Source organism: Thermomonospora umbrina (assembly GCF_003386555.1).
Taxonomy (GTDB): Bacteria; Actinomycetota; Actinomycetes; order Streptosporangiales; family Streptosporangiaceae; genus Thermomonospora; species Thermomonospora umbrina.
Genome location: NZ_QTTT01000001.1, coordinates 912,539 through 936,968, shown reverse-complemented (window position 1 = coordinate 936,968; position 24,430 = coordinate 912,539). Strand labels below are relative to the sequence as shown.

20 protein-coding genes are annotated in these 24,430 nt (G+C 72.9%); 17 read left to right on the top strand and 3 right to left on the bottom strand.

Annotated elements, in window-relative coordinates; genetic code table 11:
• Positions 1-46 precede the first annotated feature (46 nt).
• From DFJ69_RS04100 to DFJ69_RS04050, 11 genes are all read left to right on the top strand, one after another.
• The gene (locus DFJ69_RS04100) at positions 47-1,165 is read left to right on the top strand and encodes a sensor histidine kinase (protein WP_116021246.1); all 1,119 of its coding nucleotides are present in this window, start codon (positions 47-49) and stop codon (positions 1,163-1,165) included.
• A gap of 17 nt (positions 1,166-1,182) precedes the next feature.
• On the top strand, positions 1,183-1,788 hold the full coding sequence (locus DFJ69_RS04095) for a response regulator transcription factor (protein ID WP_116026381.1): 606 nt from the start codon (positions 1,183-1,185) through the stop codon (positions 1,786-1,788).
• A 398-nt stretch (positions 1,789-2,186) separates the two neighbouring features.
• Complete coding sequence (locus DFJ69_RS04090) at positions 2,187-3,200, top strand: methionine ABC transporter ATP-binding protein (RefSeq protein ID WP_116021245.1); 1,014 nt, start codon at positions 2,187-2,189, stop codon at positions 3,198-3,200.
• Positions 3,197-3,853, top strand: coding sequence for a methionine ABC transporter permease (locus DFJ69_RS04085; RefSeq protein WP_116021244.1), 657 nt, complete (start codon positions 3,197-3,199; stop codon positions 3,851-3,853). Before DFJ69_RS04090 ends, DFJ69_RS04085 begins: the two co-directional genes overlap by 4 nt.
• A gap of 34 nt (positions 3,854-3,887) precedes the next feature.
• Entirely contained in the window at positions 3,888-4,706 is an 819-nt protein-coding gene (locus DFJ69_RS04080) for a MetQ/NlpA family ABC transporter substrate-binding protein (RefSeq protein ID WP_116021243.1), read from the top strand.
• Positions 4,707-4,825: 119 nt separating this feature from the next.
• A complete protein-coding gene (locus DFJ69_RS04075) occupies positions 4,826-5,749 on the top strand; it encodes an STM4015 family protein (RefSeq protein ID WP_116021242.1) in 924 nt (307 codons plus the stop codon).
• Positions 5,750-5,777: 28 nt separating this feature from the next.
• Entirely contained in the window at positions 5,778-6,740 is a 963-nt protein-coding gene (locus DFJ69_RS04070) for an STM4015 family protein (protein ID WP_116021241.1), read from the top strand.
• 2 nt (positions 6,741-6,742) lie between these two features.
• A complete protein-coding gene (locus tag DFJ69_RS04065) occupies positions 6,743-7,897 on the top strand; it encodes an STM4014 family protein (protein WP_170177530.1) in 1,155 nt (384 codons plus the stop codon).
• A gap of 5 nt (positions 7,898-7,902) precedes the next feature.
• Positions 7,903-8,694 carry an STM4013/SEN3800 family hydrolase gene (locus DFJ69_RS04060; RefSeq protein ID WP_116026380.1) on the top strand — a complete coding sequence of 264 codons (792 nt, stop codon included), beginning with the start codon at positions 7,903-7,905 and terminating at the stop codon, positions 8,692-8,694.
• Positions 8,691-10,037, top strand: coding sequence for an STM4012 family radical SAM protein (locus DFJ69_RS04055; RefSeq protein WP_116021240.1), 1,347 nt, complete (start codon positions 8,691-8,693; stop codon positions 10,035-10,037). Before DFJ69_RS04060 ends, DFJ69_RS04055 begins: the two co-directional genes overlap by 4 nt.
• 790 nt (positions 10,038-10,827) lie before the next feature.
• On the top strand, positions 10,828-11,694 hold the full coding sequence (locus DFJ69_RS04050; RefSeq protein ID WP_116026379.1) for an STM4011 family radical SAM protein: 867 nt from the start codon (positions 10,828-10,830) through the stop codon (positions 11,692-11,694).
• A 30-nt stretch (positions 11,695-11,724) separates the two neighbouring features.
• On the opposite strand, the gene DFJ69_RS04045 is transcribed toward DFJ69_RS04050, so the two are convergent.
• Positions 11,725-12,816: a DUF6745 domain-containing protein gene (locus DFJ69_RS04045; protein ID WP_116021239.1), complete on the bottom strand. Its 1,092-nt coding sequence runs from the start codon at positions 12,814-12,816 to the stop codon at positions 11,725-11,727.
• A 49-nt stretch (positions 12,817-12,865) separates the two neighbouring features.
• Positions 12,866-13,192, bottom strand: coding sequence for a hypothetical protein (locus tag DFJ69_RS04040; RefSeq protein ID WP_116021238.1), 327 nt, complete (start codon positions 13,190-13,192; stop codon positions 12,866-12,868).
• A 228-nt stretch (positions 13,193-13,420) separates the two neighbouring features.
• Between DFJ69_RS04040 and DFJ69_RS04035 the strand changes: the two genes are divergently transcribed.
• The gene (locus DFJ69_RS04035) at positions 13,421-15,544 is read left to right on the top strand and encodes a RecQ family ATP-dependent DNA helicase (RefSeq protein WP_116021237.1); all 2,124 of its coding nucleotides are present in this window, start codon (positions 13,421-13,423) and stop codon (positions 15,542-15,544) included.
• 441 nt (positions 15,545-15,985) lie between these two features.
• Here DFJ69_RS04035 and DFJ69_RS04030 read toward each other — a convergent pair whose 3' ends face one another.
• Positions 15,986-16,915 carry a carbohydrate kinase family protein gene (locus DFJ69_RS04030; protein ID WP_116021236.1) on the bottom strand — a complete coding sequence of 310 codons (930 nt, stop codon included), beginning with the start codon at positions 16,913-16,915 and terminating at the stop codon, positions 15,986-15,988.
• Between the two features lie 177 nt (positions 16,916-17,092).
• Between DFJ69_RS04030 and DFJ69_RS04025 the strand changes: the two genes are divergently transcribed.
• From DFJ69_RS04025 to DFJ69_RS04010, 5 genes are all read left to right on the top strand, one after another.
• Complete coding sequence (locus DFJ69_RS04025; protein ID WP_116021235.1) at positions 17,093-19,558, top strand: bifunctional acetate--CoA ligase family protein/GNAT family N-acetyltransferase; 2,466 nt, start codon at positions 17,093-17,095, stop codon at positions 19,556-19,558.
• Positions 19,559-20,620: 1,062 nt separating this feature from the next.
• Positions 20,621-20,782 carry a hypothetical protein gene (locus DFJ69_RS34090; RefSeq protein WP_170177474.1) on the top strand — a complete coding sequence of 54 codons (162 nt, stop codon included), beginning with the start codon at positions 20,621-20,623 and terminating at the stop codon, positions 20,780-20,782.
• Between the two features lie 458 nt (positions 20,783-21,240).
• Positions 21,241-21,819 (top strand): DUF5998 family protein, encoded by a 579-nt coding sequence (locus tag DFJ69_RS04020; RefSeq protein WP_116021234.1) that lies wholly within the window; start codon positions 21,241-21,243, stop codon positions 21,817-21,819.
• Between the two features lie 620 nt (positions 21,820-22,439).
• Positions 22,440-23,555: an alkaline phosphatase family protein gene (locus tag DFJ69_RS04015; protein WP_245973990.1), complete on the top strand. Its 1,116-nt coding sequence runs from the start codon at positions 22,440-22,442 to the stop codon at positions 23,553-23,555.
• Positions 23,556-23,599: 44 nt separating this feature from the next.
• Complete coding sequence (locus DFJ69_RS04010; RefSeq protein WP_116026378.1) at positions 23,600-24,427, top strand: sulfurtransferase; 828 nt, start codon at positions 23,600-23,602, stop codon at positions 24,425-24,427.
• The last annotated feature ends 3 nt before the right edge of the window (positions 24,428-24,430 follow it).

The following is a 24,430-nucleotide window of genomic DNA, read 5'->3' as shown; positions in this document are numbered from 1 at the left end:
GGGGTAGGCTGGGGCGCCCGGTCCGTCGGCGGCGAAGGCAGGTCCCGTGCAACCGCGCATTCCCCCCACCCTCGTGATCGCCGTCGCCATCGTGGGGATCTCGTTGGTGACGTTGGGCGGCGTGATGCTGCCCGCCCTCTGGTACGAGCTGGCGACCCGCCGCGACCCGGCCCGGATCGCGTTCGCGGTGATCGCCATGGGCGGCGTGCTCGTGCTGTACGGGCGGTTGCTCTGGCAGAACCTGATGCGCCGCACCCACGCCCTGCACCGGGTGGGCCTCGTGGTCGTCACCGTGCTGTCCTGCGCGCTGCCGGGGGCGCTGGGGGACACCTGGGTGACCTCGCTGATCGCGCCCGCCGGGCTCATCCCGCTCGTTCTCCCGCTCCGCCAGGCCATCGTCGTGACCGCCGCGGGCACGCTCGGCATCTCCGGCTACGGCCTGTTGCTGGGGTTCCATGTGCTGACCGTGGTGTTCGAGTTCTTCTGGTTCCCGTTCGCGGCACTGTCGGGGTTCGTGTCGATCTGGATGTTCCACGTCGTCCAGGAGCTGCGGGAGGCCCGTGCCGAGCTGGCCAGGGCCGCCGTGGGGGAGGAGCGGCAGCGGTTCGCCCGCGACCTGCACGACGTGCTCGGGCACAGCCTCCAGGCGGTCGCGCTGCGGGCCGAGGTCGCCGAGCGCTACCTCGACCGCGACCAGGCGCGGGTCCGCAAGGAGCTGACCGAGATCCAGCGGATGGCCCGCGACTCCGTCCGGGACGTCCGCGAGGTCGTCCGCGGCTACCGCGCCACCTCGCTGCGCGCCGAGCTGGAGGGGGCGTCGGCGGTGCTGCGGGCGGCGGGCATCGGCTGTGAGCCGCCCGAGATGCTGCCCGACCTGCCGCCGCACGTCCACCAGCCGTTGGGCTGGGTGGCCCGCGAGGCGGTCACCAACGTGCTGCGGCACAGCGCCGCCACCCGATGCCGCATCGAGGTGGGCGCCACGGCGGACGGCGTACGGTTGGAGATCGTCAACGACGGGGCCGGCCGCCGGGCCGCCGGTGAGGGCGGCAGCGGGCTGGTCGGGCTCTCTGAGCGGATCGCCGCCGCCGGCGGCGAGTTCACCGCCGGGCACCTCGGCGACGGGACGTTCCGGGTGACGGCCACCGTGCCGCAGAAGGGGCCTTGATGACAGAGGGCGGCGGGATGATCCGGGTGCTGCTGGCCGACGACCACCTCCTCATCCGGGAGGCGCTGGTGCTCCTGCTGGAGACCGAGGACGGCATCGACGTGGTCGCCGACGTGGGTCGGGGCGACGACGCCGTCGCCCGCGCCCGCGAGCTGCGGCCCGACGTGGCGGTGCTCGACATCGACATGCCGGGGATGGACGGGCTCGCGGCGGCCGAACGGCTGTCCCGCGACCTGCCCGGCTGCCGGCTGATCGTGGTCACCGCGCACGGCCGGCCCGGCAACCTGCGGCGCGCCATGGCCGCCGGGGTCCGGGGGTTCCTCGGCAAGGACACCCCGGGGGCCCAGCTCGCCCGGGTGATCCGGCAGGTGGCGGGGGGCGCCCGCCACATCGACCCGCAGTTGGCCGCCGACGCGCTGGCCGCCGAGGAGTGCCCGCTGACCCCGCGCGAGCTGGACGCCCTGCGCGCCGCCGCCGACGGCTCCCCGATCTCCCGGATCGCCCGCTCCCTGGGGCTGTCGGAGGGCACGGTCCGCAACTACCTGTCGTCGACGGTCATCAAGCTGTCCGCCGACAACCGGCACTCCGCCGTCCGCGTCGCGCGCGACCGCGGCTGGATCTGACCCGGAGCCCCGAGCGCCGGGGGGCGCTTTGTCGGGTACGTGCCGATTTGGCCACAGGGGTGTTCGTGTGCTTCACTCGTGACATGACCGCCGTACGCCCATGCCCGACGCGCCGCCCGCGTGCTCCGCGGGCGATGGGGTGTACGTGCCGTTGTCGAATGTGCAGCCACTGAGGGCCCCCATCTGACTCGCGCCCCGAAGCGAGCGAGAGCCGACCTCGTCGAAGCGCACCGCACATGATCTTCGTACTGCACCTGCTGAGCCACGCCCCCTACCCGCCCGGGACCTGCTGACGGGACGCGCGCCCGCGTGCGCCCTCCGCCGGCCGGCCGTCGCGCCGGCCGTTCGCCAGCCGACCGACCGGGCCGCCGGGCCGCCGACCTCCGGGATGATTTCCTGTGATTCAGATAGAAAAACTTCGAAAAACGTACCGTGCGCGCGGTCGCACCGTGACCGCCGTGGACGGTGTCGACCTGCGGGTCCGCGAAGGCGAGATCTTCGGGGTGCTGGGGCGCAGCGGCGCCGGCAAGAGCACCCTGTTGCGGTGCGTCAACCTGCTGGAACGCCCCGACTCCGGTCGGGTGAGGGTCGACGGCCGCGACCTGCTCGCCCTGTCCGGCCGCGAGCTGCGCGCCGCCCGACAGGGCATCGGGATGATCCACCAGCACTTCGGGCTGCTCACCGGCCGGACCGTGGCGGGCAACGTCGCGTTCCCGCTCGAGGTCATGGGCGTGCCCCGCGGCGAACGCGCGGCCCGCGTCGCCGAGCTGCTGGAGCTGGTCGGCCTCACCGAGCACGCCCGCGCCTACCCCGCGCAGATCTCCGGCGGCCAGAAGCAGCGCGTCGGCATCGCCCGCGCGCTCGCCGGCCGCCCCCGGGTCCTGCTGTCGGACGAGGCGACCTCCGCCCTCGACCCCGAGACCACCGGCTCCATCCTGGAACTGCTGCGCTCCCTCAACCGGGAGCTGGGCCTGACGATCCTGCTGATCACCCACGAGATGGACGTGGTCAAGCGGATCTGCGACTCGGCCGCGATCATGCGGGACGGCCGGCTCGCCGAGTCCGGGCCGATCGCCGAGCTGCTGACGCGGCCCGGCTCGCAGCTCGCCCGCGGCCTGTTCCCGCTGCCCGAACCGACGCCGCGGCCGGGGACCACCGCCGTGGACGTGACGTTCGTCGGCGACGCCGCCGACCGGCCGTTCGTGTCGGAGCTGGCCCGCAGGTACTCCATCGACGTCAACATCCTCGGCGGCGCCGTCGAGAGGGTCGGCGACCTACGGGTCGGCCGGCTGCGCATCGAGCTGCCCGGCGACCCCGACGTGAACGCCGCCCAGCTCGCCCATCTCCGGGACTCCGGGCTGACCGTCGAGGTCCACGGACGGGACACCGCGCTCGAAGGGGCCGCCTCATGACCTGGGACGAGATCTCGCCGCTGCTGCGCACCGCCACGGTGGAGACGCTGCAGATGACCGTCTGGTCGGCGGCGCTGTCCGGGCTGGGCGGGGTGCTGCTCGGCGTGCTGCTGGTGCTCACCGAACGCGGCGGACTGCTGCCCGCCCCGCCGGTCAACAAGGTGCTCGGGGCCGTGGTCAACGTCGGCCGTTCGCTGCCGTTCATCATCCTGATGGTCGCGATCCTGCCGTTCACGCGCGCCGTCGTCGGCACCACCATCGGCACCGATGCCGCCATCGTGCCGTTGACCGTCGCCGCCATCCCGTTCTACGCCCGGCTGGTGGAGACCTCGCTGCGGGAGGTCGACCCCGGGGTCGTGGCCGCCGCCCAGGCGATGGGCGCCTCCCGGTGGCAGATCGTGGGGAAGGTGCTGCTCCGCGAGGCCCGGCCCGGGCTGGTCGCGGGCCTGACCGTCACCGTGATCGCGCTGATCGGCTACTCCGCCATGGCGGGCACCATCGGCGGCGGGGGACTGGGCGACCTCGCCGACCGCTACGGCTACCAGCGCTTCGAGACCGGGGTGATGGTCGCCACCGTCGTCGTGCTGATCGTCATCGTCCAGCTCGTCCAGATGCTCGGCGACCTCCTCGCCCGCAGGCTGAGCCACCGCTGATTTCTTCGTTCACCGAGAGAGAAGGGCACTTGTCGTGCTTCGCAAACTGACCGTCGCCGTCGCCTCCGCCGGACTGCTGTTCGGGCTGACCGCCTGCGGCTCCTCCGACGAGGGCTCGGGCGGCTCCGACGACGTGCTCAAGGTCGGCGCCAGCCCGTCGCCCCACGCCGAGATCCTGGGCTTCGTCAAGGACCGGCTGGCCGGGCCCCAGGGGCTCAAGCTGGAGATCGAGGAGTTCTCGGACTACGTGCAGCCGAACATCGCGCTCGACGAGGGCCGCCTCGACGCCAACTACTTCCAGCACAAGCCCTACCTGGACGACTTCGCCCAGTCCAAGGGCGTCAAGCTCGCGTTCGTCGCGCCGGTCCACCTGGAGCCGCTCGGCGCGTACTCCAAGAAGGTCACGTCCCTGAACGAGCTGAAGCAGGGCGCCACCGTGGCCATTCCCAACGACGCCACGAACGGCGCCCGGGCCCTGAAGCTGCTCGCCGACAACGGGCTGATCACCCTCAAGCCGGGCGCGGGCGCCAACGCCACCGAACGCGACGTCGCCGCCAACGCCAAGGGCCTGAAGTTCAAGGCGCTGGAGGCCGCCCAGCTCCCCCGCTCCCTCCAGGACGTCGACGCGGCCGTCATCAACGGCAACTACGCCCTCGAAGGCGGGCTGACCCCCGCCAAGGACGCCCTCGTGCTGGAGAGGGCCGCCGGCAACCCCTACGCCAACGGGATCGTCACCCAGGCCGGTGAGGAGAACGACCCGCAGGTGAGGAAGCTCGTCGAACTGCTGCAGAGCGCCGAGGTCAAGAAGTTCATCCAGGACAGGTACCGGGGCTCCGTGCTGCCGTCGTCCTGATCCGCGCCTCGTCAGCCCCTCGGTCGGATTGTCCGGCCGGGGGGCTTTCGCGTATCGGGAGAGGGTTGTCGGCGGCCTCTGATAGGACTGTCCCGTCCCAAACATCGGAAAGGCGACCCATGATCGTCGAGCACCTCACCGAGTACGCCGGCCTGCCCGTTCACGGCTTCGGCCCGGACACCGAACGCGAAGGGCTGCCCGAGGCCGACTCCGTCGCCTGGCACGTCGGCACCCATTTCGAGGACGCCGCGTTCGCCGAGGTGCTCGGGCGCTTCGTGGAGTACGTGGACACCGAGAAGGTCACCGCGCTCATCATCGGCTACTGGAACATGTCCTACGAGGACGAGGAGTGCGCGCCGTTCAAGCCGCTGGCCTCCGTCGCCGACCGGTTCCCGAACGTCCGTTCGCTGTTCATCGGCGACATCGTGATGGAGGAGTCGGAGATCTCGTGGATCGAGCAGTCCCATATCGGTGAGCTGCTGGCGAGGTTCCCCCTGCTGGAGCGGCTGGGCGTGCGCGGCGGCGGCGGGCTCGCCCTCGACCCGCTGCACAGCGAGCACCTGCGCGAGCTGAGGTTCGAGTCCGGCGGCCTGCCCGCCGGCGTGGTCCGCGCGGTCGCCGCCTCCGACCTGCCCAACCTGGAGAGCCTCGTGATGTGGCTCGGCGTCGGCGACTACGGCGGCGACGCCACGGTCGCCGACATGGCGCCGATCCTGTCCGGCGAGCGGCTGCCCGCACTGCGCCACCTCGGTCTGCAGGACTCCGAGATCCAGGACGAGATCGCCGTCGCCGTCGCCGCGGCCCCCGTGGTGGCCCGGCTGGAGTCGCTGGACCTGTCCATGGGCGCGCTGACCGACGAGGGCGCGGAGGCGCTGCTGTCCGGCCAGCCCCTCACCCACCTGCGTTCCCTCAACCTGCACCACCACTACCTCAGCGACGCGATGGTGACCCGGGTCCGCACGGCGCTCCCCGGCGTCGAGGTCGACCTCGACGGCCAGGAGGACCCGGACGAGGAGTGGCGCTTCGTGGCGGTGGCCGAGTGACGGCCGCGCGTTCGAAGGGGGACGACCCATGCTGATCCACGGACGCTTGAACGAGTTCGCCGACCTGCCGGTGGTCGACTTCACCGAGGGGGGCGTCCGGCGCAACGGGGAGGCCCTCGACGCGCCGCCCGCCGGGGTCGCCTGGCGGGTCAGGGTCGAGCAGACCGAGGGCTCCTTCGGGCGGGTCTTCGACCGGTTCCTCGAGGTGGTCGACCCCGGTTCGGTGACGGCCCTGGTCATCGGCTGGTGGGAGTACTACGGCGGCCCCGGCGACCGCAGCGACGTGACGGCCGAGCTGGTGGCCGCCGCCGACCGCCTCAAGAACCTGCGCTCCCTCTTCGTCGGCGACGTCGTGGTGGAGGAACGCGAGATCTCCTGGATCCCGCTCGTCGACATCGGGCCCATCGTCACCGCGTACCCGCGCCTGGAGCGGCTCGGGCTGCGCAGCGGTGAGGAGCCCGCGGTGGAGGGGCAGCGGTTGCGGCCCTTCCGCGGCGCGCACCTGCGCGAGCTGTGGTTCGAGTCCGGCGGCCTGCCCGGTGAGCTGGTCCGCGCCGTCGCCGCCTCCGAGCTGCCGGCGCTGGAACGGCTGGAGATGTGGCTCGGCATGGAGAACTACGGCGGTGACGCCACGGTCGCCGACCTCGCGCCGATCCTGTCCGGTGAACGGCTGCCGGCCCTTCGTCACCTCGGTCTCCAGGACTCCGAGATCCAGGACGAGATCGCGGCGGCGGTCGCGCAGGCCCCGATCGTCGCCCGGCTGGAGACGCTGGCGCTGTCCATGGGCACGCTGAGCGACACCGGCGCCGAGGCGCTGCTGGCCGGGCAGCCGCTGACCCATCTGCGCAGCCTCGACCTGCACCATCACTACCTCAGCGAGGCGATGGAGGCCCGCGTCCGCGCCGCGCTGCCCGGCGTCCGCGTCGACCTGAGCGAGGGCAACGGCCACTCCGGCGACGATGACGACCGCTGGGTCATGGTCTCGGAGTAGCCATGACCTTCACCGTGGTCGGCACACCCGGCGACCGGAGGGTGACCCTCTTCGCCGCCGCGTGCGAGGCGTCCGGGCTCCCGCCGCCCGACGTGCTCGCCTGGCGTGACGTGCTGTCGGACGTCCCGCCGTCGTTCCGCCCGGGGACCCTGCTGCGCATCGACTCCCCGGGCGAGGACGCCGCGTGCGACGCGCTGCTGCGCGGGCCCGGCGACCCCGCCCGGGTCGGCGGCGGCGCCCGCTGGTACGCGACGTTCACCGCCGCCCTCTCCCGCATCGCCGCCGGCGCCCGGCGGGACGGGGCGGTGATGGTGAACGACCCCGACGAGATCGCGGTCATGTTCGACAAGCGGCGCTGCCACGCTCGCCTGTCGGCGGCCGGGGTGCCGGTCCCGCCCGCTCTGGGCGGTGCCGTCCACGACTACGCCCACCTGCGGGAACGGCTCTCCGAGGCCCGATGGTCGCGGGTCTTCGTCAAGCCCGCGCACGGCTCGTCGGGCTCGGGGGTCGTCGCGCTCCAGTTCGCCGGCCGCCGGATCAAGGCCGTCACCTCCGCCGTCCCCGCCCCCGACGGCGGCTACCGCAACTCCCTGCGCGTCCGCTCGTACGAGACGGAGCCCGAGGTCGCCGCCCTCATCGACGCCCTCGCCACCGACGGCCTCCACGTGGAGCGGTGGGTGCCCAAGGCCGCCCTCGACGGCCGCGTCCTCGACCTGCGGGTCGTGGTGATCGACGGCGTCCCGACCCACGCCGTCGTCCGCACCAGCCGCCACCCCATGACCAACCTGCACCTGGGCGGCCTGCGCGGCGACCTCACCGCCGTCCGCGCCGCCCTGGGGGAGACCGGCTGGCGGCGGGCCCTCGCCGTGTGCGCCGATGCCGCCCGCCGCTTCCCCGGCAGCCCCATGGTCGGCGTCGACCTCCTCGTGGGCCTCGACTGGCACGGCCTCTCCGTCGCCGAGGTCAACGCCTTCGGCGACCTCCTCCCGAACCTCCCCGGCCTCCCCGGCACGGCCGCCGAGGGCCTCGACACCTACACCGCCCAGGTCAGGGCCGCCCTCTCCCGAACGGCGGCACCATGCGCCCACGGCTCGCGGCGCGGGTTCGGGTGCGCGCAGGGGGCGGCGGACGTGAGCGGAGGAGGGGGAGGCGTGTGATCGACATGAACGAGGTCGTCGGCAGCCATGATCTGCTGCTGGTGACGCTGGACACGCTGCGGTACGACGTGGCCGCCGCGCTCGTCGAGGCCGGGCGTACACCCGATCTGGCGGCGGTGCTGCCGGGCGGGAGGTGGGAGCGGCGGCACGCGCCGGGCAGCTTCACGTACGCCTCGCACGCCGCCATGTTCGCGGGGTTCCTGCCGACGCCGGCGGGCCCGGGGCCGCATCCGAGGCCGTTCGCCGCCGCGTTCCCGGGGAGCGAGACGACCGCGCCGGGGACCTGGGTGTTCGACGCCGCCGACCTGCCGACCGGGCTGGCCGCCGCCGGGTATCACACGGTGTGCGTGGGCGGCGTCGGGTTCTTCAACGGGCTCACACCGCTGGGCTCCGCGCTGCCGGGGCTGTTCGCCGAGAGCCACTGGGAGCCGGGGTTCGGGGTCGCCGACCCGGCATCGCTGGAGCACCAGATCACCCGGGTCGCGGAGGTCATGGCGCGGCTGCCCGCCGACCGCAGGCTGTTCCTCTTCCTGAACGTGTCGGCGCTGCACCAGCCCAACTGGTACCACCTCGACGGAGCCATCCGGGAGCACGGCGACTCCATCGAGTCCCACGCCGCCGCGCTGGAGTACGTGGACCGGCACATCGGCCGGCTCTTGGGGCTCATGCGGCGGCCGTGCCTCGTCATCATCTGCTCGGACCATGGCACCGCCTACGGGGAGGACGGCCACACCGGGCACCGGATCGGCCACGAGGCCGTCTGGACCGTTCCTTACGGGGAGTTCGTGCTGTCATGACCGTCACCGACACCGTCGAGGCCGCCGTCGGCCCGTACCAGGGCTACGTCTACGCCTATCCGCACAAGACCGCGTACCGGCACCTGAAACCCCGGCCCCGGCTCCACGACGTATGGGCGGGGGAGGACCTCGGCTCCCTCTTCCTCTACCTGCACGTGCCGTTCTGCGAGATGCGCTGCGGCTTCTGCAACCTGTTCACCCGTACCGGCGCGACCGAGGACCTCACCACCGCCTACCTGGACGCGCTCGAACGGCAGGCGACGGCGGTGCGCGACGCGCTCGACACCCTCGGCGGGGCGTCGTTCGCCACGACCGCGATCGGCGGCGGTACGCCCACCTACCTGACGGCGCCGGAGCTCACGCGGCTCTGCGACATCGCCGAACGCTTCGCGGACCTGCGGGCCGTCCCGCTCGCCGTCGAGACGTCCCCGGCCACCGCGACCACCGACCGGCTGACGGTCCTCGCCGAACGCGGAACGACCCGGATCTCCATCGGCGTGCAGAGCTTCATCGACGAGGAGGCCCGCGCGGCCGTGCGCCCCCAGAAACGCGCCGAGGTCGAGACCGCCCTCGACCGCATCCGCGCCGTGGGCTTCCCGACCCTCAACATCGACCTCATCTACGGCATCGACGGCCAGACCGCCGAATCGTGGCGGTACTCCCTGGACACCGCCCTGCGTTGGGAGCCGGAGGAGTTGTATCTCTACCCGCTGTACGTTCGGCCCCTCACGGGGTTGGGGCGGCGCGCGGCCGACTGGGACGACCAGCGGATGCGGCTTTACCTGGAGGGGCGCGACCACCTCTTGGCGGCCGGCTACGAGCAGGTGTCCATGCGGATGTTCCGTCGTCGCGAGGATGTCGAGGTCCCTGGGGCACCACGCCGTGGCTCGGCCGCCGGCACGGAGTACTGCTGCCAGACCGACGGCATGATCGGCCTCGGTGCCGGCGCTCGGTCGTACACCGGCCGCCTGCACTACTCGTTCGACTACGCGGTGGGAGCCGGGCAGGTGCGCGGCATCATCGACGACTACCTCCGCGAACCGGACTTCGACGTCGCGCACGTCGGGTTCTCGTTGGACGACGAGGACCGTCGCCGTCGACACCTCATCCAGTCCCTGCTCCAGGCCGCCGGTCTCGAACGTGCCGACTACACCCGCCGCTTCGGCGGGGACGCCATGACCGACTTCCCCGAGTTGGCCCGCTTTGTCGAACGGGGCTGGCTCGACGAACGTTCGGATGTCCTCCGGCTCACGCCTGAGGGTTTGGCCCACTCCGACGCCATCGGCCCGGCGCTGTTCTCTCCCCGTGTCCAGGCTCTCATGGAGACCTACGAGGCCCGGTGATCGGGATGTCCGCCTTTCGGCGTCGCGTGGTGGGGGCTCGTGGGCGTCTGCGGGGTCCGGTGATGGGGGTGTGCGCTTTTCAGGGTCGCGTGGTGGGGGCTCGTGGGCATCCGCGAGGTCCGGCGGTCGGGATGTGCGCCTTTCAGCGTCGCGTGGTCGGGGCTCGTGGGCATCTACGGGGCCGGGTGATCGGGGTGTGCGCCTTTCAGGGTCGCGCGGTAAGGGCTCGTGGGCACCTACGGGGTCCGGTGATGGGGGTGTTCGCCTTTCGGCGTCGCGTGGTGGGGGCTCGTGGGCATCTACGGGGCCGGGTGATCGGGGTGTGCGCCTTTCAGGGTCGCGCGGTAAGGGCTCGTGGGCACCTACGGGGTCCGGTGATGGGGGTGTTCGCCTTTCAGCGTCGCGCGGTGAGGGCTCGTGGGCACCTGCGAGGTCCAGTGATCGGGATGTGCGCCTTTCAGGGTCGCGTGGTGAGGGCTCGTGGGCGTCTGCGGGGTCCGGTGATGGGGGTGTGCGCTTTTCAGGGTCGCGCGGTAAGGGCTCGTGGGCACCTACGAGGCGCGGTGGTCGGGGTGTTCGCCTTTCGGCGTTGCGTGGTGAGGGCCCGTGGGCGTCTGCGAGGTTCGGTGATCGGGATGTTCGTGTTTCCACGTCGCGCGGTGAGGGCTCGTGGGCAACTGCGAGGTCCGGTCATGCGGGTGTTCGCCTTCAGCGTCGCGTCGGTGAGGACTCATGGATTCCTTCGAGGCCCGGTGGCGTCCGTTCGCTTCGAGTTCCGGGGGGTCGGGTGGTGAGGCACCTCACCGTTCTCTATCGCGGGCCGTTGGCGAGTTGCGACTACGACTGCGCGTACTGCCCGTTCGCCAAGCGGCGCGACACTCCGGAGCAACTGCGCGCCGACCGCGCCGCCCTCGAACGCTTCGAGGACTGGGTCGCCGACCAGCGGCACCCGATCTCCGTGCTCTTCACTCCGTGGGGCGAGGGTCTGGTCCGTTCCTGGTATCGCCGTGCGCTCGTCCGGCTCAGCCACCTTCCCCATGTGGAACGGGTCGCCATCCAGACCAACCTGAGCCACCGCACCGATTGGACCTCCGAGGCCGACCTCGGCCGCCTCGCCCTGTGGACCACCTACCACCCGGACCAGGTCCCCTACGAACGCTTCCTGGCCAAGTCCCGCGACCTCACGTCGCGGGGCGTACGCCATAGCGTCGGCATCGTCGGCCAACCCGAGCACCTGCCCGCCGCCCGCCGCCTGCGCGCCGACCTGCCTCCGGGGACCTACCTGTGGGTCAACGCCGCCGAGGGCCGGACCTACACCGACGAGGAGGCCGCCCACTGGACCGAGATCGACCCCCTCTTCTCCTACAGCCGCCGCCCCCACCGCAGCCGCGCCCTACCCTGCCGGACCGGTGACACCGTCGTCTCCGTCGACGGCAACGGCGACGTCCGCCGCTGCCACTTCGTGCCGGAACCCCTCGGCAACCTCTACGACGCCTCCTTCCGCGCCTCGCTCCGCCCCCGCCCCTGCCCGGCGGCGACCTGCGACTGCCACATCGGCTACCTCCACCTCGAGCCCTTGGGCCTCTACGACGTCTTCACCGACGGCCTCCTCGAACGCATCCCCGCCCACTGGCCCTCCCCGACCCACGACGCCTGACCTTGATTTTCGGGAGGACTGTTAGGGCGGTCAGGTCTCCTTCTGGGGGCGGTAGTCGTCCTCCGAGAGGCCGAACGTCCAGGCGACGCCCTCTCGGGCCGTGCGGGTGGCGGGTGGGACGCGCAGGTAGTAGGTGCGGTACGAGCCGTCGGGCTCCGGGGTGGAGTTGACCACCTCGACCATGACGACGGGCTCGTCGCCGGGGAGTTCGATGCGCCACAGGACGCCCGTCTCGTCGCGGTGCAGCGGCTTGGCGCCGACGTCGGACAGGTAACGGTCGTAGCCGTAGTACTCCAGCATCACCCGGCGGAGCTCGGCGTTCTCCTCTCGGCGGATGCGGTCGGCCGTCAGGGCGGTGAGCGTCTGGACGAAGTCGGCCGGGATGGGCATGCCGCGCCACGCGTGCAGGGCGAACCCGTCGGGGAAGCTCAGGGCGGGGCCGTCTCCTCGGTGGAGCCTGCCGGGCTCGTCACGGTGCAGCTCGGCGGGACGCTCGCAGATGACGACCACGCGCTCGTACGGCCACCACCAGCCGGCGTTGCGGGCGACCTCGGAGAGCCCCTCGAGGCCGTCCATGCGTCCGAGCTCGTCGAACATCCACAGCCACGGTGCGTCGTGCTGGCCGAGCACCGCGTCGAGGGTCGCGCCGCGCAACAGCGCCTCCGCCTCTTCGCCGCCCAGCTCGCCGATGCCCCGGCGCACCCGCGTCACCAGGCCGTTGACCGAGTCCCAGGCGCGGGCGGCCGTCCGCGCCCACACCTGAGCCCACTCCTGCGGGCCCAGGTCGGCGTACGCGGCGGCCCGGGCCTGCTCCCACGGTCGCGTGCGCACCTCGTCACGTACGCCGCGACCGGCATCCAGGTCGCCGAGGAGGTCCCGGACCATCGCGGCGGCGTCGCCGAGCCCGGCCTCGCTCAGCGTCCGCATCGCGGTGTCCCGCTCGTGGATCAGCGTGGCGGCGATGGCGCCCGCCGCGGGCGACGGGGCCCAGACGAAACGCTCCGGAACGGCCAGCCCCGCGGCCCGGTAGGCCGCGCGGACCCCGTCCTCCGCCCGCTCTCGCTCGGCCGCACCGGTCCTGAAGGCCACGGACTGCCAGTCCTCGGCCACCAAAGCGGTCATGAAGGTTCCTCTCGGGTCATCGATGGTCTTGCGTCACGGGGGCGGGAGGTCAGTCGGCGACGACGCGGACGGCTCCGGGGATGTACTCGCGCTGTCGGACGACCCTGTACCAGCCTGCGGGCAGCGAGATCGCGGCGTGCTCCTCGTGGACCAGGCGACCGCCGGAGGGCAGGTGCAGATGATCGGGGGTCATCGGATCGCCGTCCCGGAGCAGTGAGCCGGGGGCGGTGAGGGCGTGGGCGTGACCGGTCGCCTCTCCGAGGGCGAGCACCATGCGGCCCCGGCCGTCCCGGGGCGCGGGGGGCATCGTCCTGATCTCCTCGGACACCTGGTCGTCGGCGATGGGCTGGATGAGAACGTCTCCCTGTCGGTACATGTCCGGCACGCTATCGACGGCCACCGACAGAATTCGGGCCGCGTTCTCAGCCCCGTCGGCATGCGGGTGCGCGCCGCCGGGCGACGGCGGCGCACCCCATCGGGCGGCATCCGGTCGGGCTTTACGGGTCCGTTCCGCAGCCGTGGGGGATCACCGCGAGGTCGGCCGGTTATCCACAGAACATCATTCTGGTTCCGAGCTCCCGTGGCGTACTGATAGCAAAGGGGCATGAGCGAGACACACGACGCGCTGCGCGACCGGGCCGAGAGCTGTCTGCGGGCGCTGGCCGGTGATCACGCACGGCTCCGCGACGACCAGTGGACGGCGATCCGGGCGCTGGTCGTCGAACGGCGGCGGGCGCTGGTCGTCCAGCGCACCGGCTGGGGCAAGTCGGCAGTCTACTTCGTGGCCACCCGGCTGCTCCGCGAACGGGGCGCCGGACCCACCGTGATCGTCTCGCCGTTGCTGGCCCTGATGCGCAACCAGATCGAGGCGGCCGACCGGGCGGGCATCCGCGCCCGCACCGTCAACTCGGCCAACGTCGACGACTGGGAGGGGGTGTTCGCCGAGGTCGAGGCGGGGGTGGTGGACGTTCTGCTGGTCAGTCCCGAACGGCTCAACAACCCCGACTTCCGCGACGCCGTGCTGCCCAGGCTCGCGGCCGGGGCCGGGCTGGTCGTGGTGGACGAGGCCCACTGCATCTCCGACTGGGGCCACGACTTCCGGCCCGACTACCGGCGGCTGCGGACGCTGCTGGCCGACCTCCCCGACGACGTGCCCGTGCTGGCCACCACCGCGACCGCCAACGCCCGGGTCACCCAGGACGTCGCCGAGCAGCTCGGGGCCGGGGACGCGGACGGGGAGCACGGGGGCGCCCTGGTGCTGCGGGGCCCGCTCGAGCGCGAGTCGCTGCGCCTGGCGGTCGTCCGGTTGGCGAACGCGGAGCAGCGCCTCGCCTGGCTGGCCTCGCAGCTCGTCGCGCTGCCGGGGTCGGGCATCGTCTACACGCTGACCGTCGCCGCCGCCCACGAGGTCGCCGGGTTCCTGCGCGATCGCGGGTTCGAGGTGGCGGCCTACTCGGGCCAGACCGACCCGGCCGAACGTCTCCAGGCCGAACGGGACCTGCTCGACAACAAGCTCAAGGCTCTCGTCGCCACCAGCGCGCTGGGCATGGGCTTCGACAAGCCCGACCTGGGGTTCATCGTGCACATGGGCGCACCCCCGTCCCCGGTGGCCTACTACCAGCAGATCGGCCGGGCCGGGCGCGGTGTGGACCGCGCGGAGGTCATCCTCCTGCCCGGCCCGGAGGACCGCGACATCTGGGCGTATTTCGCCGGTCTGGCCTTTCCGTCCGAGCCGGTGGTCCGCGCCACGCTCGACGCCTTGGCCGCCGCGGGTCGTCCCCTGTCCACCGGCGCCCTCGAGCCGCTCGTCGACCTGGGCCGCAGCCGACTGGAGATGATGCTCAAGGTCCTCGACGTGGACGGTGCGGTCCGCCGCGTCAAGGGCGGCTGGACGGCGACCGGACGTCCCTGGGCCTACGACCGGGAACGCTACGAACGCGTGGCCGCCGAACGCACCCGTGAACAGCAGGCGATGCTCGACTACCTGAGCACCGACGGATGTCGTGAGGAGTACCTGCGCCACCGACTCGACGACCCCGAGGCCCGTCCGTGCGGCCGTTGCGACAACTGCACCGACCGGCGATGGTCCGCCGAGGTCTCGCCCACCGACGCGGATCAGGCCGCACAACGCCTCCGTCGCCCGGGTGTCGACGTGGCCCCCCGCAAGATGTGGCCGACCGGCGTCAAGGACGACCTCGGGGTCTCCGGCCGCATCCCCGCCGACGTCCTCGCCGAACCCGGCCGCGCCCTGGGCCGACTCACCGACATCGGCTGGGGCAACCGGCTGCGCGCACTCCTCGCCGACACCGCCCCCGACACCGAGATCCCCGACGACATGTTCGCGGCGGTGGTGAAGGTCCTCTCCACCTGGGACTGGTCGCAGCGCCCGGTCGGCGTCGTCACCATCGGCTCCCGCTCCCGCCCCCGCCTCGTCACCGACCTGGGCCACCGCATCGCCGAGATCGGCCGCCTGCCCTACCTGGGCTCCCTCACCCCCACCGGCCCGAGCACCCCACGCCGCCACAACAGCGCCCAGCGCCTCCGCTCCGTCTGGCACGCCCTCACCGTGCTCGACGACCTGGCCGCCGCCGTCACCACCGCCGCCGGCCCCCTCCTCCTGATCGACGACCGCATCGACACCGGCTGGACCATGACCGTCGCCACCCGCCTCCTCCGCCGCTCCGGCGCCCCCGCCGTCCTCCCCTTGACCCTCGCCGTCCCGACATGAGTCCCACCGGCACCCATGCGCCGCACCGCGACGACCGCCCCCGCCAGGAGACGCGACGACCGTCCCCGCCAAGGGGTGGGTGTGCCTTCACGGTGCCACTCCGGGTTTGGCCGTCTGCCCGAGTCGATGGTCCGGGTGAGAGGGACTTCGGAGCCTGGTGGGTGAGTTCGGTGTCATGCGTGGTGGGGCGTTCGGGGCTCACTGGGGCATGGGCAGGCGACCGGGCGCGGCGAGATGGCGGGCCCGGGTCGGAGGGACCACAGGGCTAGTGGGCGAATTTGGTGCGACACCCGGTGAGGCGTTCGGGCTCGCCAAGGGACGTGGGCGGTGCGGGGCGCCGGCTCGCGGTAGGTGTGGGCAGCGCGACGGGCCGTTCGCGGGGGGTGTGGGCGGCACGAAGGGCCCCGGCGGCGATGGCGGGGCCGGGTGGGGAGGGGAAGGTCAGGAGCCGGTCTGCTTGATCTCGTTGTCGACGATGTCGAGGCGGGGCCGGGCGCCGATGTGGGACATGGCGCGGGCGGCCAGGCCGCAGCCGGCGGCGAGGGCCTCGGCCGGGGGCTTGCCGTCCAGCCAGGGCGGGAGGAAGCCGGCGACGAAGGCGTCGCCGGCGCCGGTGCCGTCGACGATCTTGTCGATGGGCTCGGCGGCGGCCACGATCGGCTCCGGGCGGCCGTTGGTGTACCACAGGGCCCCGTCGCCGCCCATCTTGATGACGACCTGCGGGTACCAGGCGGTGAGCACCTTGGCGGCGGCCTGCGGCTCCTCGCGGCCGGTGAGGACCTCGGCCTCATCGGTGTTGACCACCAGCAGGCGGGCACCCTGCGTCCACTCCAGGAACGGCTCGGCGCCCACGCGCTTGAGCGGGGAGGAGGACGCGGCGTCCACCGAGATCGACATCTGCGCCTTGCGGCCCAGCCCCAAGGCGTGCTTGGCGGCCTTCCGGGAGCCCTCGTTCAGCAGGGCGTACCCGGACAGGTGCAGGTGGGAGCCCTGCGAGAACAGGTCCGCGGGGATGTCCTCGGGCAGCAGCGCCGCATTGGCGCCCGGGTCGGACAGCATCGTCCGGTCGCCCTTGTGGGTGACCAGCACCACACAGCTCCCGGTGGGCCGTTCGGGATCCATCACGAGGCGGGCGTCCACACCCATCCCCATGAGCTCCATATCCCGGTTCCTGCCCGCGATGTCCGAGCCGCGGCGGCCCACGAAGGCCACCTCGGTCCCCTCGGTGGCGAGCCATGACGCGACATTGGCCGCCGAACCGCCCCCGTGCATGGTCACCGCGGCCGGGGTGTCACTGCCCTTGGCCAGGGGGTGGGCGGCTCGTGCCAGGGTATCGGTCATGAGATCGCCGACCACGACCACGCGTGTCATGACGTCATCACCTCGATCAACACCACCAGCGCCCCGCTAGCAGCATCATCCTCGGGGCGTGTGCTCGACCGTAACAGTTCCGGGGCCACGAGGAGGTCTCGAACGCGCGTCGAAACGCCGAACGGGGAAGGGCGATCGGAGCCCGGCGATCGCCGCCGGGTGACTACCCTCGGGTAGGTGACCGACTCGTACCCCGACCACTGGGAGGCCGACGTCGTCCTCGCCGACGGCGGGACGGCGCATCTGCGGCCGATCCGCCCCGGTGACGCGGAGCGGATGCGGGCGTTCTACCGGCGGCTCTCGCCCGAGTCGATCTACTACCGCTACTTCTCGCCCCGGCCCCGGCTCACCGACCGGGAGATCGAGCACTTCACCACCGTCGACCACGACGACCGGGTGGCGTTCATCGTCACGATCGGCACCGAGATGGTCGCGGTCGTCCGCTATGACCGGATCCACGACGAGCCCGGAACGGCCGAGGTGGCGTTCCTCGTGGAGGACGCCCACCAGGGGCGCGGCCTCGGGTCGGTGCTGCTGGAGCACATCGCCGCGGCGGCGCGCGAACGGGGTCTGGAACGGTTCGTCGCGCACGTGCTGCCCGACAACCGGCGGATGACCAAGGTCTTCCGGGAGGTCGGCTACCGCGCCCGCCAGCGGTTCGAGGACGGGATCATCCAACTCGTCCTGGACCTCGCGCCCACCGAGACGTCCATGGAGGTGATGGCCGCCCGGGAGCACCGGGCCGAGTCGCGCTCCATCCAGCGGCTGCTGTTCCCCCGTTCGGTCGCGGTGATCGGCGCCAGCCGCGAGGCGCACAGCGTCGGCCAGACCGTCCTGCGCCACCTGCTGGCCGGCGACTTCAGCGGCCCCGTCTACCCCGTCCACCCCACCGCCACCGCCGTCGCGGGGGTACGGGCGTACGCCACGGTGCTCGACATCCCCGACGACGTCGACCTCGCGGTGGTGGCCGTACGGGCGGAATCCGTGCACGAGGTCGTCGAGCAGTGCGCGGGCAAGGGCGTGCACGGGCTCGTCGTGGTGTCGTCCGGGTTCGGCGAGACCGGCGCGGAGGGACGCGCGCGACAGCAGGAGCTGGTGCGGCTGGCGCGGGCGCACGGGATGCGCGTGGTCGGGCCCAACTGCCTCGGCATCGCCAACACCGACGCGTCCGTACGGCTGAACGCGACCCTGGCGCCCACCCTGCCGGGACGCGGGCCCATCGGGTTCTTCTCCCAGTCCGGCGCGCTCGGCATCGCCATCCTCCAGCGGGCGGCCGAACGCGGGCTCGGCCTGTCCACGTTCGTCTCGGCGGGCAACCGGGTGGACGTGTCCGGCAACGACCTCCTGCAGTACTGGGAGGAGGACGCGGCGACCGCCGGCGTCCTGCTCTACCTGGAGTCGATCGGCAACCCGCGCAAATTCACCCGGCTGGCCCGCCGCCTGTCGCGCACCAAGCCGATCGTGGCGGTCAAGTCGGGCCGCAGCACCCAGGGCGTTCCGTTGGGCCACGCCACCCGCGCCCTCAGCCTGCCCGACCACGCGGTCAGCGCCCTGTTCGCCCAGGCGGGCGTGATCAGGGTGGACGACCTGGACGAACTGTTCGACGTCGCCCAACTGCTGGCCTATCAGCCGCCGCCCGGCGGGGACCAGGTCGCGATCATCGACAACTCCGACTCGCTGGGCCTGCTCGCCCAGGACGCGGCCGTCGCCCTGGGTCTGGCGCCCCGCGAACCGGTCGACCTGGGCCCCAGGGCCCGCGCGGCGGACTACGAGGCGGCGCTGGCCGCCGCGCTGGCCGACGATTCGGTGGACGCGGTCGTCGTGCTGTTCACCCCGCCCACCATCGGCGAACTCGACCAGGGCGTCGCCGACGTGATCGTCCGGCTGGCCCGCGATGGCGCCAAGCCCGTCGCCGCCACGTTCCTGGGCGCCAAGGGCATGCCCGCCGAACTGCGCGAACGCGCCCCCGACGGGATGCCCGCCGCCGGCTCCGTCCCCTCCTACCCCGCGCCCGAGGACGCCGTCCGCGCCCTCGCGTACGTGACCCGCTACGCCCAGTGGCGGAACCGGCCGCAGGGACGGCTGCCGGACCTGGACGACGTGGACCGGGAACGTGCCAGAAGCCTGGTGGAGGCCCTCCTCAACGATGCCGAGGGGCCCTTGGACGCCACTCCCGAGCAGGCCGCCGAGCTGCTGGCCTGCTACGGCGTCACCGTTGGGGCCGGCGACGAGAAGGGCGTGTCCACACGGGTCGTCACGATGGAGGACCCCTCTTTCGGCGCCATCGTCTCCTTCGGCCTCTCGGGCGTCACCGCCGCCCTCTTGGACGACCGCGCCTACCGCCTGGCCCCGCTGACCGACGTGGAGGCCGCCGACCTGGTCCGCGCCATCCGCACCGCCCCCCTGCTCTTCGGCCACCAGGGCACCGACCCCGCCGACGTCGCGGCCCTGGAACGACTCCTGCTCCGCGTCTCCCGGCTGGCCGACGACCTGCCGGAGGTGGCCCGTCTGATCCTGGACCCGGTCCGTGCCGCCTCCCACGGCGCCACCGTCGGCAACGCCTCCCTCACCCTGGCCCGCCCTCCGGGCCCGCGCCCCGAACTCGGCCCCCGCCGCCTCCCCGCCCCACCGTCTCCCACCTGACGCCCCATCGCCCGAACGAGTCGCCGGCCTGTGCCTGAGGTTCGGCCGGACGCCAGGCTGTCCGGACATGCGCCGGCCTGAAGGCGTCGTTCCAGCCGTCGCCGCGTGGTTGGGTCGCCGTAGAGCGGCCGCCGTGGCGTTATGGGGGCCTGCCGCAGTGCCATCGTGCCGACCCCGCCGTGCCTCCGTGCCTCCGTGCCGACGCGTGGCCGCGCCCACGTGCCGACGTGTGGTCGTGCCGACGTGTGGTCGTGCCGACGTGTGGCCGTGCCGACGCGTGGCCGTGCGGGGTGAGCCGTGAGCCGGCCCTGGGCCACGCGGCACCGCTCGCCGTGGAGCGGCCGCCGTGGCGTTATGGGGGCCTGCCGCAGTGCCATCGTGCCGACCCCGCCGACCCCGCCGACCCCGCCGTGCCTCCGTGCCTCCGTGCCGACGCGTGGCCGCGCCGCCGTGCCCACGTGCCCACGTGCCGACGCGTGGCCGCGCCGCCGTGCCCACGTGCCGACGCGTGGCCGTGCCCACGTGCCGACGTGCCGACGTGTGGCCGTGCCGACGCGTGGCCGTGCGGGGTGAGCCGTGAGCCGGCCCTCGGCGACGCGGCACCGCTCGCCGGGTCGCGGGCACAGCGCTCTGGCCTGCGCGCTTGCCGTCATGGCCGTGGTCGGCATCGGGTGTCGCGGCGTTCCTCGAACCGGTGCTGAACCGTTCTTCGCCGACGCGTGGCCGTGTTGTCGTGCCGCAATATCGTCGCGCCGTCGTGTTGCGGATCTTCAGACGGCGTCGGTTGCCGCGCGAAGCCCACTTCGCCCGCATCTGGGCGGTGACGCTGACGGCCTACGCGGTGCCTTCTGAAGCATGGTGGCCAACTTGTTCCCGCAGAAGCCGGTGGGCGCGACCGTCGAGGGCGATCGGCCGGTGCTGACGGACCTCGGGCGTCGCACTGCCGACGTGGCGTTGGGTCGACCTGCCGTCGTGTCGACGTGCTGCGCAGTCGTCGTGGGCTGTGCCTTCGTGGTGCGAGAACCCTGAGGATCTGTACGAGCTTTCCGGGACCTCCCGGAGATGACCGGGTCGGTACTGCCGGACGGCTTCGTGGACGCGGGGTCCGTCGGCGAACTCGTGCGCGAGCACGTGCAGGTGGTGCGTGCTGTTGATCGGATACGCCGGGCGGAGGTGCCCGCCCATCTGCGTTGCCGGCGCATGTGCGAGTGCCGGAAGCTCTGACGCCAGAGGCTCGTGCGCCCGGCCGTCGGGTTGTGGAGGGCCGGGCCTCGGCGGCTGGTTCGGGGTGTGCTCGTGGGGCTTGGGCCTTGGGCCGAAGGTTGGTGGATCGGGTGGAGAGCCCGGGGGCTACTGCGGAGGCGGTGGGGTGGGGTCGGGTGTTGGGCTGGGTTCTGGTGGGACGGGTGGGATGGGGTCCGGCGGTGGTTCGGGAAGGGGGGAGGGTGGGCGTGGGTGTGGTTGAGGGGGTTGGGGTTGCGGTGGGGGGACCGGGGGTTCGGGTGTCGGGATGGGTGGGCGTGGGCCCGGCGGGTCCGGTCGGGGAGGGGGCGGGACCGGGGGCGGCTCGGGCATGGGGTCGGTGGCTTCCATGGTCATCCCTTACCCGGGAGACGCGCCGATGACCGTCCATCCGGACCGGCGTGTGCGCGCGGTGCCCCGGACAGGGCAGGATGGACCCCATGAGGGACACCCGAGCAACGGCTCACGGGTTGCGCACCGCCATCGAGCGCAGCGGTTACTACCCGGCACTCGTCGCGGATGCGGTCGAATCCGCGCTGGGCAGCGAGACGGTGCTCGCCTATGTCGTGCACCACGAGGCCACTTTCGACCCGGCGATGGAGGTGCGGCGGCATGTGACCGTGCTGGTGTTGTCGCCGACCCGGCTGCTGGTGTGCCACACCGACGAACACCCTCCGGGCGAGGGCGTGCCCCAGGCCCACGCGTCGACGACCACCGAGGCGGTGCGCCTGGACCGGATCCAGTCGGTCGCGGTGACCCGCGTGGTCCCCGATCCCGCCTCCTACGTGCCGGGGGTGCCGCCCACCGAGGTCGTGCTGACCATCGGATGGGGGGCCATCGCCCACATCGACCTGGAGCCCGCCACCTGCGGTGACGAGTCCTGCGAGGCCGACCACGGCTACACCGGCAACGTGACCTCCGACGACATGTCGCTCCGCGTCAGCGAGGCCGCCGACGGCGCCGACGCGGTCGTTCAGGTCCTGGCCTTCGCCCAGGCGTTGTCCGCCGCCGCGGGCTGACCGGCCGCCCCCACCCTCCACCGGCGGAGGCCGACGCGCCGTCGAAAGCCGACGCGTCGCAACTCAGGCGGCACCGTGCCCGAGGCTGCCGCAGGCCCGCGCCCCCGACCGTCCCGCCCTCCACGGTCGGGAGTCGACGCGCGGCCGAGAGCCGCGCTCCGGGTCTCAATGGAGCGTGCACGGGTGTCGCCGCAGGTCGGTGAGCCGCCCGCCGCCCCCCTTGCCCACTGCGGGAGGAATCGACACCCGGGTTTGGTGGGAGTGCGCCTGGGAGTGGTGGCAGGGCCCGTGAACCTCCCGCTGCGAGCTGAGCGGCCGCTGTCGACCGTTCTGACCCTGCCAAAGGGGGCCGGTTTCGGGCGGGAGCGTGCACGGGTGTCGTCGCAGGTCCGTGAAACTTGCCGCCGCCGGGCCGCCCTCGGCCGCGCCGCCCCACTGCGGGAGGGAATCGACGCGCCGGGTTTCGGGTGGGGCCGTGCACGGGTGTTGCCGCAGGTCCGGGGGCCTGCCGTGGTGGGGTGCCTTGCGGTGGGATGTGGCGGGCGTACGGTACCTCCAGGAGCGGTGTGAGGAGGACGTATGCGCGACGGTCTGGCGGGGTTTCTTCCGGGAGGGCGGTCGTGAGCGGCGGGCCGGCCGTACCGCGGTACGGGGAGGCCTCGCTGGCGGATCTGCCGACGTCCGTGCTGGCGGGGCTCGGGGTGCCGGGGGCGGAGAACGTGCTGGGGCTGCCCGAGGCGCGGCGGGTCTGTGTGCTGATCATCGACGGGCTGGGCTGGGAGTTGCTGCGCGAGCACCCCGGGTACGCGCCGTTCCTCAGTTCGCTGCCCGGGCGTCCGCTGACCGCCGGGTTCCCCTCGACGACGCCGACCAGCCTGGCGTCCCTGGGGACGGGGCTGCCGCCGGGTGGGCACGGGCTGCTCGGGATCCAGGTGGCCGTGCCCGGCACGGGGAAGTTGCTGAACTGCCTGAAATGGGATGACTCGGTGGATCCGCTGGCGTTCCAGGCGGCGCCCACCGCGTACGAGAGGGCGGCGGCCGACGGGGTGAGCGTCGGGTACGTGGCGTCGGGGCTGTATCGGGGCAGCGGGCTGAGCGTGGCCACCGCGCGGGGGGCCGAGTACCTGCCCGCCGACAGTCTGGGGCAGCTCGTGGCGCGGGCCGAGCAGGCGCTGCGGGAGGGCGACCGCTCGTACGTGACGGTTTATCACCCCGATCTCGACTCCACGGGCCACATTTACGGGGCGGCGTCGGCCGCGTGGCGGTATCAGCTCCGGTTCGTGGACATGCTCGCCGAGCGGATCGCCGAGGTCCTGCCGCCCGGTACGGCGCTGTACGTGACCGCCGACCACGGCATGACCGACCCCACCGACCGGATCGACGCGGACGAGGTCGCCGAGCTGCGCGAGGGGGTCGCCCAGCTCGGCGGCGATCCCAGGGCGCGGTACGTCTACACGGTGCCCGGGGCCGAGGCGGACGTGCTGGCGACCTGGCGGGGGCTGGTCGGAGACCGGGCCTGGGTGCGCACGCGGGACGAGGCGGTGGCGGACGGCTGGTTCGGGCCGGTGTCGCCGGAGCTGCTGCCCCGGATCGGTGACGTGGTGGCCGTCCCCCATGGGGATCTGGCCATCGTGGCGACCAAGGCGGAGCCCGTGGTGTCGCGGCTGGTCGGCATGCACGGGTCACTGGTTCCGCGCGAGCAGCTCGTTCCCCTGATCAGCGATCATCGTTCATAGCCGGGGCCGGGCGACTACGCTGGGTCGACGTGACGAACGAGCAGGTGCACCCCCTCATCGACGCGTCCGAGCTGGCCGAGCTTGTGCTCGGGCCCGAGCCGCCGACCGTGCTGGACGTGCGGTGGGCGCTGACCGGGCCTCCCGGCGTGGAGGCGTACCGGGAGGGGCATGTGCCCGGCGCGGTGTTCGTCGACCTCGATCGTGATCTGGCCGGTCCGCCTGGTCCGGAGGGCCGCCATCCGCTCCCGGACGCCGCCCGGTTCGAGGCGGCGATGCGCGCCGCCGGAGTCCGGCGGGATCGCCCGGTGGTGGTTTATGACGCGGCGGACTCCACGGCGGCGGCGCGGGCCTGGTGGACGCTGCGGTACTTCGGGCACGGGCGCGTTCAAGTCCTGAACGGAGGGTTCCGCGCTTGGGCCGAGGCGGGACGCCCGGTGAGCACCGACGAGCCGCGCCCCGCCCCGGGCGACTTCACCGCTCTGCCCGGAAGCCTTCCCGCGCTGGACGCCGAAGGCGCCGCCTCGCTGGCCCGGAGAGGCGTGCTGCTGGACGCCCGCGCCACCGAGCGCTACCGGGGCGAGGTGGAGCCCATCGACCCCGTCGCCGGACACATCCCGGGGGCGCTGACGGCGCCGACGTCGGGCAACGTGGGCGCCGACGGCCGCTTCCTCCCCGCCGAGGCCCTGCGCGAACGGTTCGCCGGGCTCGGCGCCACGGACGCGGCGGAGGTGGGTGCCTACTGCGGTTCCGGGGTGACCGCCGCCCACCAGGTGCTGGCCCTGGCCCTCGCCGGAGTGCCCGCCGCGCTGTACGTGGGGTCCTGGTCCAACTGGGTGGCCGACCCCTCCCGACCGGTGGCGACCGGCGACTGAGGT